This is a genomic window from Sphingobacterium sp. UBA5996, from assembly GCF_002429765.1.
In the GTDB taxonomy this organism is placed as follows: Bacteria; Bacteroidota; Bacteroidia; order Sphingobacteriales; family Sphingobacteriaceae; genus Sphingobacterium.
Genome location: NZ_DJAS01000017.1, coordinates 244,313 through 259,641 on the forward strand (window position 1 = coordinate 244,313; position 15,329 = coordinate 259,641).

14 protein-coding genes are annotated in these 15,329 nt (G+C 40.6%); 11 read left to right on the forward strand and 3 right to left on the reverse strand.

Going from position 1 to position 15,329, the window contains the following annotated elements; genetic code table 11:
* Window positions 1-89: 89 nt before the first annotated feature.
* The gene (locus B3E00_RS13960; RefSeq protein ID WP_293938922.1) at window positions 90-623 is read right to left on the reverse strand and encodes an AAA family ATPase; all 534 of its coding nucleotides are present in this window, start codon (window positions 621-623) and stop codon (window positions 90-92) included.
* A gap of 186 nt (window positions 624-809) precedes the next feature.
* Between B3E00_RS13960 and B3E00_RS13965 the strand changes: the two genes are divergently transcribed.
* The 3 genes from B3E00_RS13965 to B3E00_RS13975 all read left to right on the forward strand — a co-directional run bounded on the left by B3E00_RS13965 (window position 810) and on the right by B3E00_RS13975 (window position 3,027).
* Window positions 810-1,049, forward strand: a complete 240-nt coding sequence (locus B3E00_RS13965; protein ID WP_293938924.1) for a hypothetical protein — start codon at window positions 810-812, stop codon at window positions 1,047-1,049.
* Window positions 1,050-1,230: 181 nt separating this feature from the next.
* Window positions 1,231-1,794: a Crp/Fnr family transcriptional regulator gene (locus tag B3E00_RS13970; protein ID WP_293884861.1), complete on the forward strand. Its 564-nt coding sequence runs from the start codon at window positions 1,231-1,233 to the stop codon at window positions 1,792-1,794.
* A gap of 78 nt (window positions 1,795-1,872) precedes the next feature.
* The gene (locus B3E00_RS13975; RefSeq protein ID WP_293938926.1) at window positions 1,873-3,027 is read left to right on the forward strand and encodes an acyltransferase; all 1,155 of its coding nucleotides are present in this window, start codon (window positions 1,873-1,875) and stop codon (window positions 3,025-3,027) included.
* A 759-nt stretch (window positions 3,028-3,786) separates the two neighbouring features.
* Here the strand turns inward: B3E00_RS13975 and B3E00_RS13980 are convergent.
* Together B3E00_RS13980 and B3E00_RS13985 are read right to left on the reverse strand one after the other, a co-directional pair.
* On the reverse strand, window positions 3,787-4,353 hold the full coding sequence (locus B3E00_RS13980) for a fasciclin domain-containing protein (RefSeq protein ID WP_293884863.1): 567 nt from the start codon (window positions 4,351-4,353) through the stop codon (window positions 3,787-3,789).
* A 120-nt stretch (window positions 4,354-4,473) separates the two neighbouring features.
* Window positions 4,474-4,620 carry a hypothetical protein gene (locus B3E00_RS13985; RefSeq protein ID WP_293938928.1) on the reverse strand — a complete coding sequence of 49 codons (147 nt, stop codon included), beginning with the start codon at window positions 4,618-4,620 and terminating at the stop codon, window positions 4,474-4,476.
* 287 nt (window positions 4,621-4,907) lie between these two features.
* On the opposite strand from B3E00_RS13985, the gene B3E00_RS13990 reads away from it, so the two are divergent.
* From B3E00_RS13990 to B3E00_RS14025, 8 genes are all read left to right on the forward strand, one after another.
* Window positions 4,908-5,435: a sigma-70 family RNA polymerase sigma factor gene (locus B3E00_RS13990; RefSeq protein WP_293884864.1), complete on the forward strand. Its 528-nt coding sequence runs from the start codon at window positions 4,908-4,910 to the stop codon at window positions 5,433-5,435.
* A 66-nt stretch (window positions 5,436-5,501) separates the two neighbouring features.
* Window positions 5,502-6,584 (forward strand): FecR family protein, encoded by a 1,083-nt coding sequence (locus B3E00_RS13995; RefSeq protein WP_293938930.1) that lies wholly within the window; start codon window positions 5,502-5,504, stop codon window positions 6,582-6,584.
* 37 nt (window positions 6,585-6,621) lie between these two features.
* A complete protein-coding gene (locus B3E00_RS14000) occupies window positions 6,622-10,257 on the forward strand; it encodes a SusC/RagA family TonB-linked outer membrane protein (RefSeq protein ID WP_293938932.1) in 3,636 nt (1,211 codons plus the stop codon).
* 29 nt (window positions 10,258-10,286) lie between these two features.
* Window positions 10,287-11,861 (forward strand): RagB/SusD family nutrient uptake outer membrane protein, encoded by a 1,575-nt coding sequence (locus B3E00_RS14005; protein WP_293938934.1) that lies wholly within the window; start codon window positions 10,287-10,289, stop codon window positions 11,859-11,861.
* Between the two features lie 10 nt (window positions 11,862-11,871).
* Window positions 11,872-12,789, forward strand: a complete 918-nt coding sequence (locus B3E00_RS14010) for a hypothetical protein (protein ID WP_293884868.1) — start codon at window positions 11,872-11,874, stop codon at window positions 12,787-12,789.
* A gap of 7 nt (window positions 12,790-12,796) precedes the next feature.
* On the forward strand, window positions 12,797-13,504 hold the full coding sequence (locus B3E00_RS14015) for a fibrobacter succinogenes major paralogous domain-containing protein (RefSeq protein WP_293938936.1): 708 nt from the start codon (window positions 12,797-12,799) through the stop codon (window positions 13,502-13,504).
* A 37-nt stretch (window positions 13,505-13,541) separates the two neighbouring features.
* Window positions 13,542-14,657 carry a TlpA disulfide reductase family protein gene (locus B3E00_RS14020; RefSeq protein WP_293884870.1) on the forward strand — a complete coding sequence of 372 codons (1,116 nt, stop codon included), beginning with the start codon at window positions 13,542-13,544 and terminating at the stop codon, window positions 14,655-14,657.
* A gap of 238 nt (window positions 14,658-14,895) precedes the next feature.
* Window positions 14,896-15,276 (forward strand): hypothetical protein, encoded by a 381-nt coding sequence (locus tag B3E00_RS14025; RefSeq protein ID WP_293938938.1) that lies wholly within the window; start codon window positions 14,896-14,898, stop codon window positions 15,274-15,276.
* Window positions 15,277-15,329 lie beyond the last annotated feature (53 nt).

The window sequence follows — 15,329 nt, forward strand, 5'->3', positions numbered from 1 at the left end:
TTTTGGAATCTGCAGTGGTAATACTATTTTTTCCACATGAGGTGACGCTTTATTGGTAAATTAGTTCATCAAGAGCATCCTAACATAAGTTATATGTGATTTAAAACAAAATTATATCTGCTCTCAACAGGACCAGTTGGAACTGTGATTACATCATATCCCAGATCGATATAAGTATCTTTCATTTTGCAATAAGTATTAACGGCTTCTTCCCAGCTTTGCTTTCGCTCCATATCAGTTTCATAAATTTCAGCCCATGGCGGTAATATGAAAACCTTTCTGTTATAAATCGTATCCTTTACAGTTTTAATTTGGTCATCAGTTACAGGTATATTTTCCATTTTCATGTAGCATAATGTATCCACCAGTCCACGATCAAAAAAGACCGTTTTATTGCAACTAACATTGAAAATTTGATGATAAGCCTCTAGCGATTCCTTAAACATCAGTTGTGCATATACGTATTTGTTTTTCCAAGGAACGCCATCACCATTTTTATTCACTTGATCTTTAATGATGGCTCGAGCAGATTCAGGAACAATTGAAAAGCCCTTTTTATTAAGAAAGTCAACCAATGTTGTTTTGCCAACACCAGGCCCACCTGTGATAATATATAGATTCATTTTTTCTATTGGAGTTTTATTTTCATATTATACGCTTTGGAAGGATATGGTCATAATATTCAGGTATTTAACCGTTAATCTAGCGATTTTATTTCTTATATTAGAAATATGAATAGAAATTTTATAACCATTTTAACTCTTTTAACGATATTTTTATCTGCTTGTTCAGGTACCCGAATTGCCACAATGAGGAAATCAAAGATGGAGCAACTTGAACTGGGGATGTCTAAATCGCAGGTTGTTACTATTCTGGGTGCATCCTATTCAATATCGCAAAAAGAAGTTAGCTATAAGGATACCATAGAAGTGATTTCCTATAGAAATATTCCTTTTGATGATGAATTCTATTTGTTTCGGTTTAAGAATAATAAATTGGAGAAATGGCATCGCGAGTTCCAGCCTATGTACAAGGAAATAAAACCATAGTTTTTTATAATAACAGCGATGATCCATTCGCAAGGAGCTTTTCGGAAAGTTGATAAATTATCTGGATTTTAATCTGGCGATATGCCCTTATTCGTTAAACTATAGGTGCAAAAGTTTAAAAGGTTTTATAGATTGCTTTTCCTTAGCTTTGTCGTTTACCAAGAATTGAAAATAGCCTTCCATGGATAATATCATCGCATCTATACGTAAGCATTTTGACATAAGAGATGAGTCTTTAGCAATATTGCTTAGCGGTTTAAAAGAACTGAGTGTGTCAAAAAAGACCATACTGATAAAGCCAGATAGAATTGATAGAAATATTTATTTTGTTGAGAACGGAATTTCTCGGGCATACACAGTACGCGATGGAAAAGAAGTTACATCTTGGTTTAGCAAAGAAGGGGATCTACTTTATTCAACAAATAGTTTTCACGGACCTGTGCCCGGTTATGAGAGTGAAACAGTTCAGGTTCTCGAGGATTCGTTGTTATATTTTATGCCAATTGATCAATTGGAAGTGCTCTGTCGTAGTCATATTGATATTGCTAACTGGATGCGGTATGTGCATCAAAGAGCCTTTGTGGAGATGGAGCGTAGGTTAATCAACCGATTTTATCTGTCGGCCGAAAAACGATACGAAGATTTTATGGCAAATCACGCTAAATTAATCCAAAGGGTAAATCTAGGCTATATAGCTTCCAATCTCGGCATATCGCATGTAACACTTTGCGCTTTGCGTAAATAGCATCAATTTCTTTAACTACTTAAAAATTGTTCAAAATCAGATTGTCTACTTTTGCATCTTAACCAAATTACGTTGAGCATGCAAACCTCTTTTTCTAATTTTGATCAGCAAAGAATTGTCTGGGTTGATCTATTGCGTTTTATCGCTATAATCATGGTGATTGCCATTCACAGTTCCGATCCGTTTAATGTGTCGCCCGAAGCGCGATCAAACCCGGATTTTAACTATTGGGGAGCTATATACGGCTCACTGCTCCGTGCCTGTGTGCCTATCTTTGTTATGATTACTGGGCTGTTGTTGCTTCCAGTCAAAATGAACATTGGCGAATTTTATAGAAAGCGTCTTCTGCGGATCGCTGTTCCTTTTTTATTGTGGTCTGTATTGTATAACCTCTTTCCTTGGATTACGGGTGTACTCGGTCTTCCCTCGACGATCATATCAGAAGTATTTGCCTATGCGCCGAAAGACGCCGCCCAAACTTTTAAGAGTGCGCTCGTTCAAATTTCCTTAATTCCGATTAAGTTCAATGTTTACACCGTACCTATGTGGTATATCTATATGCTGATAGGCCTCTACCTTTATATGCCCTTCTTCTCTGCGTGGGTAGAGAAGTCAACGCCAGGGCAGCGAAAAGTCTTTTTTGTAATTTGGTTATGCACGCTTTTTTTGCCGTATGCCTACTCATTTTATTCGAAGGAACTATTTGGTCTTAGTGCTTGGAATAGTTTTGGTACATTTTATTATTTTGCTGGATTTAATGGGTATTTACTGCTTGGGTATATATTGACACATCGTTTCAAAGTATGGTCCTTTCGCAAAACGCTTTTAGTTAGTATACCCTTATTTGGTATTGGGTATGGAATCACATTTAGTGGTTTTAAATGGATGGTAGCCAATCCGAACTCCAGTGAGGAACAGATCGAACTGTTTTTCTTATATTGTTCGCCACAGGTATTAATGATGACATTAGCCATTTTTTTGTTTGTTCGAACGTTTAAGGTGAAATCATCTAAATGGAGAGAGGTGTTTTCAAATATTACAAAATGCGGTTTTGGAATTTATCTGATACATTATTTTGTTGTAGGTTTTGGTTATTGGCTGGCTAACATACTTGCGATTCCGATATCGTTAAAGATCCCTGTCACTGCAGCTATTGTTTTCTTGATCTCCTGGGGCTTTGTCGCTTGTTTTTATAAAATGATTCCCCGGGCATCAAAATGGATCTTTGGATAATCCGCTTTTATGAAGTAAGCTAATGATTATTATGATGTTTATTTTTCTGAAAAATAGGTTGTATATAGATGCAGATGAATGGAAAAAAAATATATTGTATCTTTAGTGATGGCTAAAAGTAATGTATTTACGTTCAAACAGGTTTTACCTTATCCCACAAGTTGGAGCCTTTTCATTATTATTCCATGTTTAGTATGCTATAGTTTATTATACTATATATTTTTTAAGGCAATATTCCATCTTACGATCATGATGTTTTTCATGCTTATCTATTTGGGTACATGCTTTTTTATTTTAAAGGCGCTCTCCGTATGTATGACAATTTGGTTCGAAGGAGATTTTATATATGTACAAAAAGGAAATGCATCTCCGCAGAAGTACTTAAAAAATAATATTTACGGATTTTATGCTTACAACTATGAAACCGAATCACCTGCCTTAAAAACTTCAAAGATATATTTTAGGTTCTGCGTGACAAATGGGAAAGATATTTATTTAAACGATGTCGAATATAAAAACAGGTATGATGAAATTAAAAGCAGAAATCTGAAGAAATTTCTGAAATCAGCACAAACAGAACTGCAATTTTCAAAAGTCAGTACACATAGTCTTCAAAATATATACTGGTATTCTAATCACGATTAATAGCGCTAATAACTTAACTAAATTGTAAACATCGAATGATGTAAACGAAAAGAAAGAACAATGATACCGTTGCTCCTCCTCTTCGTTTACGCTACACTACTGTGCACATCCTATTTAAGGCATCAATACAGCATCTATCACATGGATTACCCCATTCGATTGATTGACGTCAGCAACCGTTACTTTTGCGCTATTACCTTTTGCGTCTTTTACATAAACGTCTTTCCCTTTCATCCAAAAAGTAAGGTCGCCACCTTGCACTGATTTGGTTAAATAGGTTCCTTTGCCATCCTTAATTGCTTGAACGATTTGCGGAGCGCTCCATTTCCCAGGAATCACGTGATAAGTCAATATTGAAGTTAATTGAGCCCTGTTTTCTGGCTTCATTAAATTATTTAGAGCCTCTTTGGGTACTTTAGCAAAAGCGTCATTGGTAGGAGCCAAAACCGTAAAAGGACCAGGCCCCTGTAAGGTTTCCACAAGCCCAGCAGCTTTTACTGCAGCAACTAAAGTCGTATGATCTTTAGAATTGACTGCATTCTCAATAATGTTTTTGGAAGGATACATCGGTGCACCACCCACCATAACAGTTTTTTCCTTTGTTTGAGCTTGGCTCATGTAAGTGCTTCCCAATAATGTTGCTGCAGTGGCAGCTGCCCATAAGATTGATTTAATTTTCATGATCTTTATTTTTTACATGTGATTTAAAAGTTTTATATGATCATTTACGATAAAATAGGAAGTTTGGATTGCCATGCAGTATGAAATTTTTATACAATACGTTGCAAAAGAACACTCATCTTAGCTCTGGTTTTTAAACGAAGTAATCGAATTAGCCATACTAAACTGGACGACCATAGCTATTTCCGATAATTCAAACCTTTCTGTGGTACCGCCCTGCTGAGAGCTGTATGCCTCAACTTTACTTTTAATCTTTCTCGAAGCCATTTTTAATGCTTCAATCATTGTCCAATCGAAACCAAATGTCCAAATAGAATGATATGCACAATAAATCTTGGCAACCAACTAAAGCGCAAAATTTAAAATAGCGATGTTCGCTTGTTCAAAACCAAAATAGTACAATCTCGACGGGGATTCGTACGATACGTATTCGATGCTCTTTTTTATACGTGTTCGATGCTCTTTTTTTCGTTTTATGGTTTCAACTTGTATATTTGAAGGCTTGAGAGCCTTTTAAAATTACGGACAGTTAACTTGAGTTTCTTTGGTTAAAGATGAATAGGACTTTATATAAAGATGAGGAAATCTTTAAGGAGATTGTAGACAAGTGCTATTCCCAATTATGTGCGTTCTCGGTACAGTATACCGACGCCATTGAAGTTTCCGAAGACTTGGTGCAGGATGTATTGCTTCGGTTTTGGGAAGACAAGAAATACCGTCTCTCCACAGAAAGTCTTCGTGGCTATATTTTTAGAGCTGTGCGCAATGCTTCCATAGACTATGTCCGAAAAAATAGAACACAGCTGTTTACCGATCTGGAAGAAGCCGCCTATCTTGCAGAAGAGGAGGTATCCGAGCGCGAACTAAAGGTAAAGCAACAAGCCTTGCACGATCTTCTCAATCGTCTCCCCGCGCAGGAACGCCGGGTATTGCTTGCCATCGTCGTCGATAATAAAAAATACAAGGTAGTGGCCGAAGAAATGGGTATTTCTGTGAACACCGTAAAGACCCACCTTTCCCGTGCGATGAAATATTTGCGAAAGAACAACATTAATATTTTAACTTTTTTTCTTTTTTATTGATTTTCGTGTCACCCATTTTCCACATCCTTTCGTCCTTCAGTTAACAATCCAATAAAAAAACCTGAAATGGATGAAAAAATAGTGACCTTGTTCCACAAGTACAGAGCAAACACATTGTCGAAAGATGAATATGCTGAACTGTACGCTTGGGTCGAGCATAATGAGGAAAATAGACAATATATGGCTACGTTTATACGGTTGTACAAAACGCAGCTTATGCAGGAAACATACAGATCTGTAGATCCGGATAGCGCATACAATTCAATCCGATCGCGTTACAACAAACGTAAAAAAAGCATACGCATTCGCTATGCCGCGATAGCGGCGGCGTGCTTAATCGCCGTTATCTCTACTATCGCTATCCTATACCAACGAGCAGGAGAGGGGAATCATCGCCTAGAGCAGCTTGATTTCCAAAGGTCAGTCCAGCCCGTATTATTTACCTCAACAGATGGCGAAGTAAAAAGTCTGAAAAATGGCGGAGAACTGATCTCTGCTAATAGTATTGGTACTGCTGCCATATATCATACCGTGCAAACCCAGCGTGGAGGTAATTTTAAGTTGGTACTACCAGACCAAAGTATCGTTTGGCTTAATGCGAATACCAAGATCCGATATGCCGCTAATTTTTTAGCCAATCGTACACTCGAACTTGAGGGAGAAGCATTTTTTGATGTGAAAAAAAATGGTACTGCATTTTACGTGAAGAGTGGCGGTAATACCATCCGGGTGCTCGGAACCCGTTTCAATGTGTCGGCGTACGCTAGCAAGCCTGTCGTGACCACCTTAGTGCATGGCTCTGTGGAGGTATCGAATAGCCGTGACCGGTTGGTACTCGTACCACAACAGCAAGCAACCAGTGTAAAATTGGACGCACCCATGACACTCAAAACTGTCAATACGGACATCTACATCTCGTGGATGGATGGAGTATTCGAATTTCATGGCGCAAAGCTCGAAGATATCATGGAGCAACTGGCACAATGGTATGAAATTGAGGTCGTCTATCAGAGTCCAAAGCTGAAAGATGTTCAGTTTACCGGGAGCTTATTCCGTGATAATTCAATCGCATATTCTTTACAGATTATACAGGAGATTTCAGATGTAAAATTTCGTAATGAAAATGGTAGACTTTATGTCTATAAGTAAGATTTCAAACTAATCACCAATTATTTTTTTATTATCTATGAAGAAAAATGAACCCGAAAAACTATGGTTTGGCATCGCAAGTCGGTACAAGCTGTTGGCTTTATTTCTATTCTGCTATACGGTTGTAATGGGACATTCGCAGGAGCAGAATCGGATTTCCATCCAGGCAAGAGCCATCTCCGTGATCAATGCATTGGATCAGGTGAAACAGCAGTCGAATATAACGATCATGTATCAAGATGAAGTCATCGACAAGCAGCAAAACTTAGACCTCAGTCTGAAAGATGTAACGCTCACGGAGGCCTTGGCTACTATCTGTATGCGGGCTGGGCTACACTACACGGTACGTGATAAATATGTATTGATTACGCGTGCCAAAGAAGCAGCAAAGCCCCTATCTTCCACGTCTGCTGCGGTCAATAGACCAACTGTTGTACAGAAACGTTATGCACGTGGTCGTGTAATCAATGATGCGGGGCAACCATTGCCAGGGGCCAGTATCGCGGTGGAATCAACAGGATTTTCGTTATCTACAGATGCCAATGGTTCTTTCTTAGCAAGCATCCCAGCCGATCGTAGTGTCGTATTGATCATTACGTTTGTTGGTATGGAGCCTAAGCGAATATCCATAAAAGCCGGATCTACCGATGCGCAGCTTGGTGATGTGCGTTTAGAGTTAAAACAGAACAAAATTGAAGAGCTTGTCATCACGGGGTATCAACAGATCAAACGCCGTAATCTGACTGCATCCGTTTCGTCAGTTACTATGGATGAACTTAAGATTCCTGGCGCCACCGACCTAAACAGAATGCTGGAAGGAAGAATTCCAGATATGGTAGTTTTTAATAATAGTTCGGAAGTTAACGCGACACCTCGCTTAAGGATACGCGGGACATCAACAATCATTGGTAACCGTGAGCCACTGTGGGTGGTCGATGGTATCATCGTGACGGATCCGGTTAATTTGTCGGCAGACGAGTTAAATAATCCAGATTACATAAACCGGATAGGTAATGCAATATCGGGATTGAATCCGCAGGATATCGAACGATTGGATGTACTGAAGGATGCTGCTGCAACAGCACTCTATGGTGCGCGTGCGGCCAATGGAGTCATCGTCGTGACTACAAAGCGCGGACGTGTTGGAAAACCTTTAATAGCTTACGGTACTCAGATGACGGTAAGACAGCGTCCCCGATACACCGATGGACGTGTCAATTTGATGAATTCGCAAGAGCGCATTCAATTCTCACAGGACTTAGTATCTAAACAATTTATATACCCATTAGATATGCCGTTGGTCGGATATGAGGCAGCTTTATCCGATCTCTATTCTGGCGCCCTTAATGAGCAACAATTTCAAACTGTGGTAGCCAATCTCGCGACAAGAAACACCGATTGGTTTGATATCCTTACCCACAATTCCTTGTCGCAAGATCATGCATTAAGCGTGTCTGGTGGCAATCAAGCAACACGATATTACATATCGGGCGGATATACAGATGAAAGTGACGTAGTGAAAGATGTTCATAACAGACGTTATACTGTGTCTTCCAATCTTGATCTGACGCTGTCCGACCGATTCTCCTTGCAGTTTAATCTAAAGGGAAACCTGAATCAGAGGAAATTTACGCAGAATAGTATCAATCCAATTAATTATGCGTATAGTACAAGCCGCGTAATTCCTGCCTTCAATGCTGACGGCACTAAAGCATTTTACAGGCGTTCTGTTCCAACTGTCGGCTACCTGAATTTTAATATACTGCACGAACTGGAAAATAGCTTTCAAAAAGTTGACGGAAATGGAACGACAGCGACCGCCAATGCGCTGTTTAAGGCGACTAGTTGGTTAAAGATCAATGCCGTGTTGTCAGGGGGCGTCATCAACAATGTGCAGGAGAGTTATTGGGGCGATCAATCATTTTATGTGTCCAATTTGCGCCTCAGTGAATATGGACAGTCTCCTCCTGCAAATAGTCTGTTACCATATGGAGGGGAATTGTCTCAGACAAACAGTAATACCAAGAATTATACCGCGCGTCTGCAGGCAAATGTTGACAAGACATTTGGTAATCGTAATCAGCACTACCTAAATTTTGTGTTGGGCACCGAGGCCAATACGACGCAGTATGTGAGTTATGCCGATATACAAAGAGGATATTCTCTAGAGCGGGGACGTAAATTTGTGGAGGATATTCCAGCTACATTTACAAACTATACCAACTGGATTTTACGAAATAGACCTGTAATAGTGGACAATAGGCGAAACCTTCTGTCGGTCTATTCAACGGCAGCATACACCTATAACGATTATCTGACCTTAAATGCAAATACACGATTTGACGGTTCTAATCAGTTTGGGAATAGAAGTAATGAGCGTTTGTTGCCTGTATGGTCGGTGTCGGCAATGGCTAACATCAAAAGTATGTTGGACGCGGATGGTAAGTGGGCTTACCTTGATGATCTATCTTTGAAGGCATCTTACGGACAGCAAGGAAATATGTTGGACAATCAAAGCCCTGTACTAACATTGCAGCGAGGAAGTTACAGTGCTTATTACAATGAGCCTATATCAACAGTAGACAAGTTGGCCAATCCAAACCTGAGGTGGGAGAAAACACATTCCACCAATGTTGGACTTGATGCTATATTCTTTAAAGGCCGTTTGTTGGTCGGAACAGAATACTACCATAAGCGTACCGTAGATGCTTTTATGGATAAGCCGATCTCCGATGTCAATGGATACACTTCCTATATTGTCAATTCCGGTGTGATTTCCAATAAAGGTTTTAATATTAATCTGACGACAGTGCCGGTTAGAAGCGAAGATTGGCGGTGGATGCTTTCAGCGTCGTATTCCAAAGTACGGAATACCATGTTGACAGCTCCTGGGCAGAGTACGTATCAGTTAGGTAACTTCTTAAATGGTACGGCAGTCGTACAGGACCAACCTGTGGAGACGTTTTATTCTTATCGTTTTGTAGGTCTTAGCCCTATTGATGGTGGTCCATTGTTTGACGACTGGGAAGATCGGCAGAGCGAATTGGTGGGATTAGGACAATACGATACGTATACACGTGTGCTAGAACCAAGTGGTGTGCGAATGCCAACATCGACGGGTAGTATAAATAACACAGTAAGTTATAAATCATTACGGTTTAACATCGGCCTGGTGTATGGATTAGGTGCTAAGACGAGATTGTTTAAGTTATTAGGCAATGTTCAGACGGGTTTCTCGTCCGAAAGAAATTTCAACAGGGATTTATTGGATGCCTGGCAGAAACCCGGAGATGAGCTGACGACGCGTATCCCTGCACTTATGAGTACATCATCCCCCGGATATAATTATTACACACAGCATTGGGGTTCAAATGGAAGCAATGGTGTTGCCGTTATTGGATCCAACGCTTGGGAGATGTATGATCTATCTGACGCTAGGGTCGTTAATGCAAATTTTTTGCGGGTCAATAGCGCATCACTCACCTACGAGTTTTCCAAGGAAATGCTTGCCCCATATAAGTTGTCTCGTTTGGCATTAACCCTGGGGGCGACCAATCTCCATGTATTTGCTGATAAACGTCTTCGAGGACAGATGCCATCACAAAGTGGTTTTTCTGATATACAGTTGACAGATACACCTACATTTACGTTTGGCCTTAATATCAATCTATAGTCTTCACGACTTATCTAAAGTAATATACCATGAAATTATCGCATTATATATTTTTATTGAGTACCATGGCGCTCGGCGCCTGTTCAAAATACCTGGAGGAGGTCTCACAAGACCAATATCATGTACAGGCCTATACCGATTTGGATGAACTGCTATTGGGAGCTGCTTATTATCCAGTTAAGAAATCTGCTCCCGTACAAGAGACGGAGAGTATGGGCGGATTCATCCACTTTCTGGGAGATGAAATGGAGGAACAAAATGGTGGTTTACCTGGGCAGTATGTTTATGATACAAAACAATTTATATTTGGCCAGTACACGTGGCAGCAACGCGTTGGTGTCAATGAAAGCAATACAGGGTTTGCCTCGGAAAATGAAGCTTGGAGTGAAACGTATAAATTGATCAATGTTGCCAACAGTATTATCGCGGCTGCCACTAAATTACCGAAGGCCACCACTGACCAAATTCAGGGAGCCAACCGTGTAGAAGGCGAAGCGCGATTTCTTCGTGCTGTATACTATTTTTGGTTAGTCAATCTCTATGCTAAACCCTATGTAGCATCCACTGCCAGCGCAGACTTAGGCGTACCGCTCAAAATTCAGGAGGAAGTATTAGACGTATTGTATCAGCGTAATACTGTGCAGGAGGTCTATGATCAGATTCTATCAGATTTAAAGATGGCAGAAAAACTATTGGATAATACAGGCCCCCAAAGATCTCTGTATAGGGCGGACATTACGACCGTTCATTTGTTATTGAGTCGCGTACATCTGTATATGCAACATTGGGAAAAGGCATTTGATTATGCCGACAAAGTTGTCACTGCTCGTCCAGCACTTGTCGACCTCAACAGTTCGCAGGGATCTTTCTTGCGAAAAGAATCAGTAGAGAATATTTTTTCAATGGGAGGAAATGATGTCCCGCGTAATATGTTAAACAGTGTACAAAGTTTTCGTGTGGCGCATGACTTGTATCAAACCTACAGTGATGATGACTTGCGCAAAACACGCTGGTACTGGGCTATGGGAGATTTTGTAGGGTATACTAAGACACCTTCTTCGGGGGCAGCAACATTGCCGAGTAATATCAGTTATTACAACAACCAATATTTCAGTTCAGGCTTTACAGCGGTATTGTCTCCCGTATCTGACAAATTCTTGTACCGTACAGCAGAAGCCTACCTCAATAAGGCGGAGGCATCTGCATATCTCAATAGAGAAAGTGAAGCCAGAGCAGCGTTGAATCTGTTGCGTAGTAAGCGCTATAAAGCAGGATCTGCTTATGAAGTGAAAGCTGGCGGAAATGAGCTGATCCAGCGTATACGTACCGAACGTCGTCTGGAGCTCGCGCTAGAAGGACACCGCTGGTTCGATCTGCGCCGTTACGGTGTCAATAATGTACTTCCCCAATCCAAACGGATTGTCCATAATTATACCGTTTATTCAGGACGTGTTTCAACAACTATGGTAGAGCGCCGCCAGTATGTGCTAGAAGAGAATGATCCAGGATACACGTTGCCACTGCCACAAAGTGTAATCGATTTTAACACGGGAATGATCAATAATCAACGGCCCGTGAGAACATTTACCTTAATACCCCGCTAACCATAAGAGCATGAAAAACCTAAATTATTTTATAGTAATAATCGTTGTAGGATGTTTGACATCTTGCCGAAAGGAGGCTCCGCTTAAGGTGCAAGAAGATCCTCGGAGCGCTTATTTCCTACCAAATGAATCTGCCACTGACGAAGAGTCCATCATGCGTAGATCATTCTTTACCGAAGAGAAAAGCTATCTTTTATTTAATGATACTTTGCGTAACGAATTTTTGGGCGTCGATTATAATGGAGACAAGCAATATCGTACAGAACGTTTGAATATGGGATATATTTTGGCAGGTACGGTAGACGGACTACAGTCATTTACGCATTTACTCCTGCCAAGTATAGAAGAGAAGCGTGCGTCTGTTGCATTTATGAAAAATTATGTATTGCCCGATCTACCTTACGTGCTGCGACCCTATTCTTGGTTTCTAACCAGTAGTACTGAGATCATCGATGTGCTAGGAATGCCATCCTACCCAGTTGCGATAGCGGGAGAGCGTAGTGTCGCTGTATCGCTTGGTGGTATTGCGACATTGTCGGACAACCAAAAGAGCGTTTTGGCCAGTCAGATAATTGCTACGACTGTTGCCTATAAGGTTGCAAAGCTTGACGACGTAGCACAGCGTTTTTATGCGGTCAGTCAAACGTTGTACGGTACACAGTTTCCTGTAGTTAGTTATACAGAAGAGGAAAATAAAAGAGAACTCCTTCAACGCGGATTTATTGTGCAAAATTGGTTTATAGAAGGTTTGTTTTTATTATATGGTTCTATTCCGTCTCGTGAAAAGGATTTAGAGTCGTATGTAAAATTGGTGTTTACGAGTACCGATGAGGAAGTAAATGCGCAATATGCCCAGTATCCAGTGGTCATGCAGAAGTATCGGTTGTTGAAGACGATTTTTACCGAGGAAGGATATTTGAATAGATAATAACGAAATGATGAAAAGATATTGTAAGATATGTATTTATATCGTCCTTGCTATGCTCTTGGTAGCCTGTGCGGATAAGCAGGACAATTTGAAACCTGTGGTGATACCAACAGGGAGAGGGACCTTTACCGATAGCCGTGACGGCTTAACGTATAACTGGGTCCGCTACGGGAGATTGGAATGGACGGTTGAAAATTCGCAGTTTGATACCGGTAATAGAAAGAATTGCACCATATACCAATCGTATGGATGGGAGCAGGGACAGTCATTGTTGTTAGACAATGCGGTTCGATATGGTTACCTCTATACGATCGAAGGAGCAAAGCTGGCGGTGCCAACCGGCTGGCGTCTTCCAACAGATGAGGATTGGAAGGCCTTAGAACAGGAGTTAGGCATGTCTGCTGCACAGGCTAATGCATTGGACTGGCGCGGAGAGCATGTGGCTGACTTGATGAAGCATACCAGTTCAGAGCGTGGTTTGGATATTAAGATGAGTGGATATTTTACACCCTACACCGTTATGGCAACATCAGGATACCGGTTCATGGGCTCATATGCTTTTTTGTGGACAGCGACAAAGGATGAGGCCAAAGAGGGGGAGTACTATTTTTATCGTAAACTTCTATACAACAGCGGGCAGGTTTACCGAGAGAGTATGGAGCCCGATCAAGCTATGCTTAGCGTACGTTTCGTCCGGGATGTGGCCGCACAATGATATTATATAATAGAAGATTAAATTTAAAATTAAACAAATGATGATAAAAAAGATGAGGGTTTTGACGAAAACCTTATTATTTGCCGCGGTGCTGATAATGTTGGCCGCATCAAAAAAAGGAGGATATACCTTACAAGGAACAGTAGAGGGAGCAAAAGAAGGTGATACTGTCTTTTTAGTGGAAATGCAGGGCTTTGGCATGCTACCGCTTGATACCGCTTTGATTACAAAAGGGAAATATCTCTTTAAAGGTGTGCAAGATGAGCCTGTTTGGCGTTTTGTGGTCTGCATGAGCGGAGGCCAGCACATCGGTGGTACGGATCTCATATTGGAAAATGGCAATATCCGAGCGGATATCATACCCAAAAAGCGCTCTGCTGTCAAGGGTACGGCTAACAATGAATTGTGGAACAGTTTTGTGCTAGAGAAGGAGAAGCAGGGCGATATGCTTAACCCACTGTGGGAGGTTTCGAGCGATTCTACAGCCAGCGATGCAGATCGTGAAGCAGCAAACAAGGCAATGAAACAATTGCAGGCAGAACAAGATCTGTATGAGTTTAATTTTATACGGAAGAATATCAAAACAGGAGTCGCAAAGGTTTTATTGGAAGATAAGTATATGCGATATTCGCTCGAGCAACTCGAGATCCTTACACAGGATTTTAGCAGAGCTAAAGTTAACAATGGTATAGCACAGGCTATCGGCAAATATGTGGATAGTATGAAGAAGACAAAAATCGGTGCAACAGTACAGAATATCAAGTTATCAAATGAACAAGGAGAGGTTGTGGACCTTTTGGATCAGGTCTCCAAAAATAAGATCACATTGATTGATTTTTGGGCCAGCTGGTGCGCACCATGTCTTGCCGAAGTGCCACATTTGAAAGAGGCATACAAGGGTTACAGGTCCAGAGGTTTCGAAATAGTCGGTATATCACTGGATCAAAGTAGCGAAGCTTGGAAGAAAGCCATAGTCGAACATAAGATGTCATGGCCGCAGATCTCTGACCTGAAGGGATGGAAAAGTGTGGCTGCCGAACAGTATGGTATACGGGCTATTCCGTTTACGCTGTTGGTCGATCAGCAGGGTAAAATTGTCGCTAAAAATCTGCGAGGCGAGGAGCTAGAGCATAAGTTGGCAGAATTGCTGTAAGAATTTCAGTATATCGCGCCAGACATGATTTGTTTGGTTAAATCCATAGAGGCTGTATCACATGTCAATTTTCATATGATACAGCCTCTTTTCGATTTAAATTTTTTATTGAAAGAGACCAACTTAGCTATTTGTTAAATGGCTTATTGGTAGATTACTCTACGGATTTTTTGAAGATAGTAAGCATTAGGTTTGCTTATTCCATCTTTCATCTTTATATTTGGCGGATTAACTAAACATGAAAGCGAAACAATTCATATGGATTTTACTGCCATTGATGCTCTTACAGAGTTTTTCAAATGTATGGCTATGGTCTGTATTTGAATTGAATAGAGATTATATCGCACGCAATGAATGTGTGAATCGCTTCAATGAAAAAGCACTTTCCTGCCGTGGGCAATGTGTGTTGATGAAGAAAATGCGCGAACATGAGGAGAATGAACAAAAAAATCTTGAATCCCGTATTATTGACGTAGTCTTTATTGACAACTCCCACAATTTTTCTTTTGATATTTCTTCCTTAAGTAACGAAGATTACATTCGTTTGTCTTATCCAGAGTACAAACAAGATTATGCGTACAATCCCATCTTTACAATTTTCCATCCACCATTGATTTAAATATTTAATCGCATGTGGCAATTGATAAGCTATTCAACGAGATGGCTTTTTCA

Bases quoted from the DNA above. Each gene is read 5' to 3' on its own strand.
- B3E00_RS14005 (WP_293938934.1), top strand. From the start codon at position 10,287: ATGAAATTATCGCATTATATATTTTTATTGAGTACCATGGCGCTCGGC.
- B3E00_RS13975 (WP_293938926.1), top strand. From the start codon at position 1,873: ATGCAAACCTCTTTTTCTAATTTTGATCAGCAAAGAATTGTCTGGGTT.
- B3E00_RS14020 (WP_293884870.1), top strand. From the start codon at position 13,542: ATGATGATAAAAAAGATGAGGGTTTTGACGAAAACCTTATTATTTGCC.
- B3E00_RS14000 (WP_293938932.1), top strand. From the start codon at position 6,622: ATGAAGAAAAATGAACCCGAAAAACTATGGTTTGGCATCGCAAGTCGG.
- B3E00_RS13995 (WP_293938930.1), top strand. From the start codon at position 5,502: ATGGATGAAAAAATAGTGACCTTGTTCCACAAGTACAGAGCAAACACA.
- B3E00_RS13980 (WP_293884863.1), bottom strand. From the start codon at position 4,353: ATGAAAATTAAATCAATCTTATGGGCAGCTGCCACTGCAGCAACATTA.
- B3E00_RS14025 (WP_293938938.1), top strand. From the start codon at position 14,896: ATGAAAGCGAAACAATTCATATGGATTTTACTGCCATTGATGCTCTTA.
- B3E00_RS13970 (WP_293884861.1), top strand. From the start codon at position 1,231: ATGGATAATATCATCGCATCTATACGTAAGCATTTTGACATAAGAGAT.
- B3E00_RS13965 (WP_293938924.1), top strand. From the start codon at position 810: ATGAGGAAATCAAAGATGGAGCAACTTGAACTGGGGATGTCTAAATCG.
- B3E00_RS13960 (WP_293938922.1), bottom strand. From the start codon at position 623: ATGAATCTATATATTATCACAGGTGGGCCTGGTGTTGGCAAAACAACA.
- B3E00_RS13985 (WP_293938928.1), bottom strand. From the start codon at position 4,620: ATGGCTTCGAGAAAGATTAAAAGTAAAGTTGAGGCATACAGCTCTCAG.
- B3E00_RS13990 (WP_293884864.1), top strand. From the start codon at position 4,908: ATGAATAGGACTTTATATAAAGATGAGGAAATCTTTAAGGAGATTGTA.
- B3E00_RS14010 (WP_293884868.1), top strand. From the start codon at position 11,872: ATGAAAAACCTAAATTATTTTATAGTAATAATCGTTGTAGGATGTTTG.
- B3E00_RS14015 (WP_293938936.1), top strand. From the start codon at position 12,797: ATGATGAAAAGATATTGTAAGATATGTATTTATATCGTCCTTGCTATG.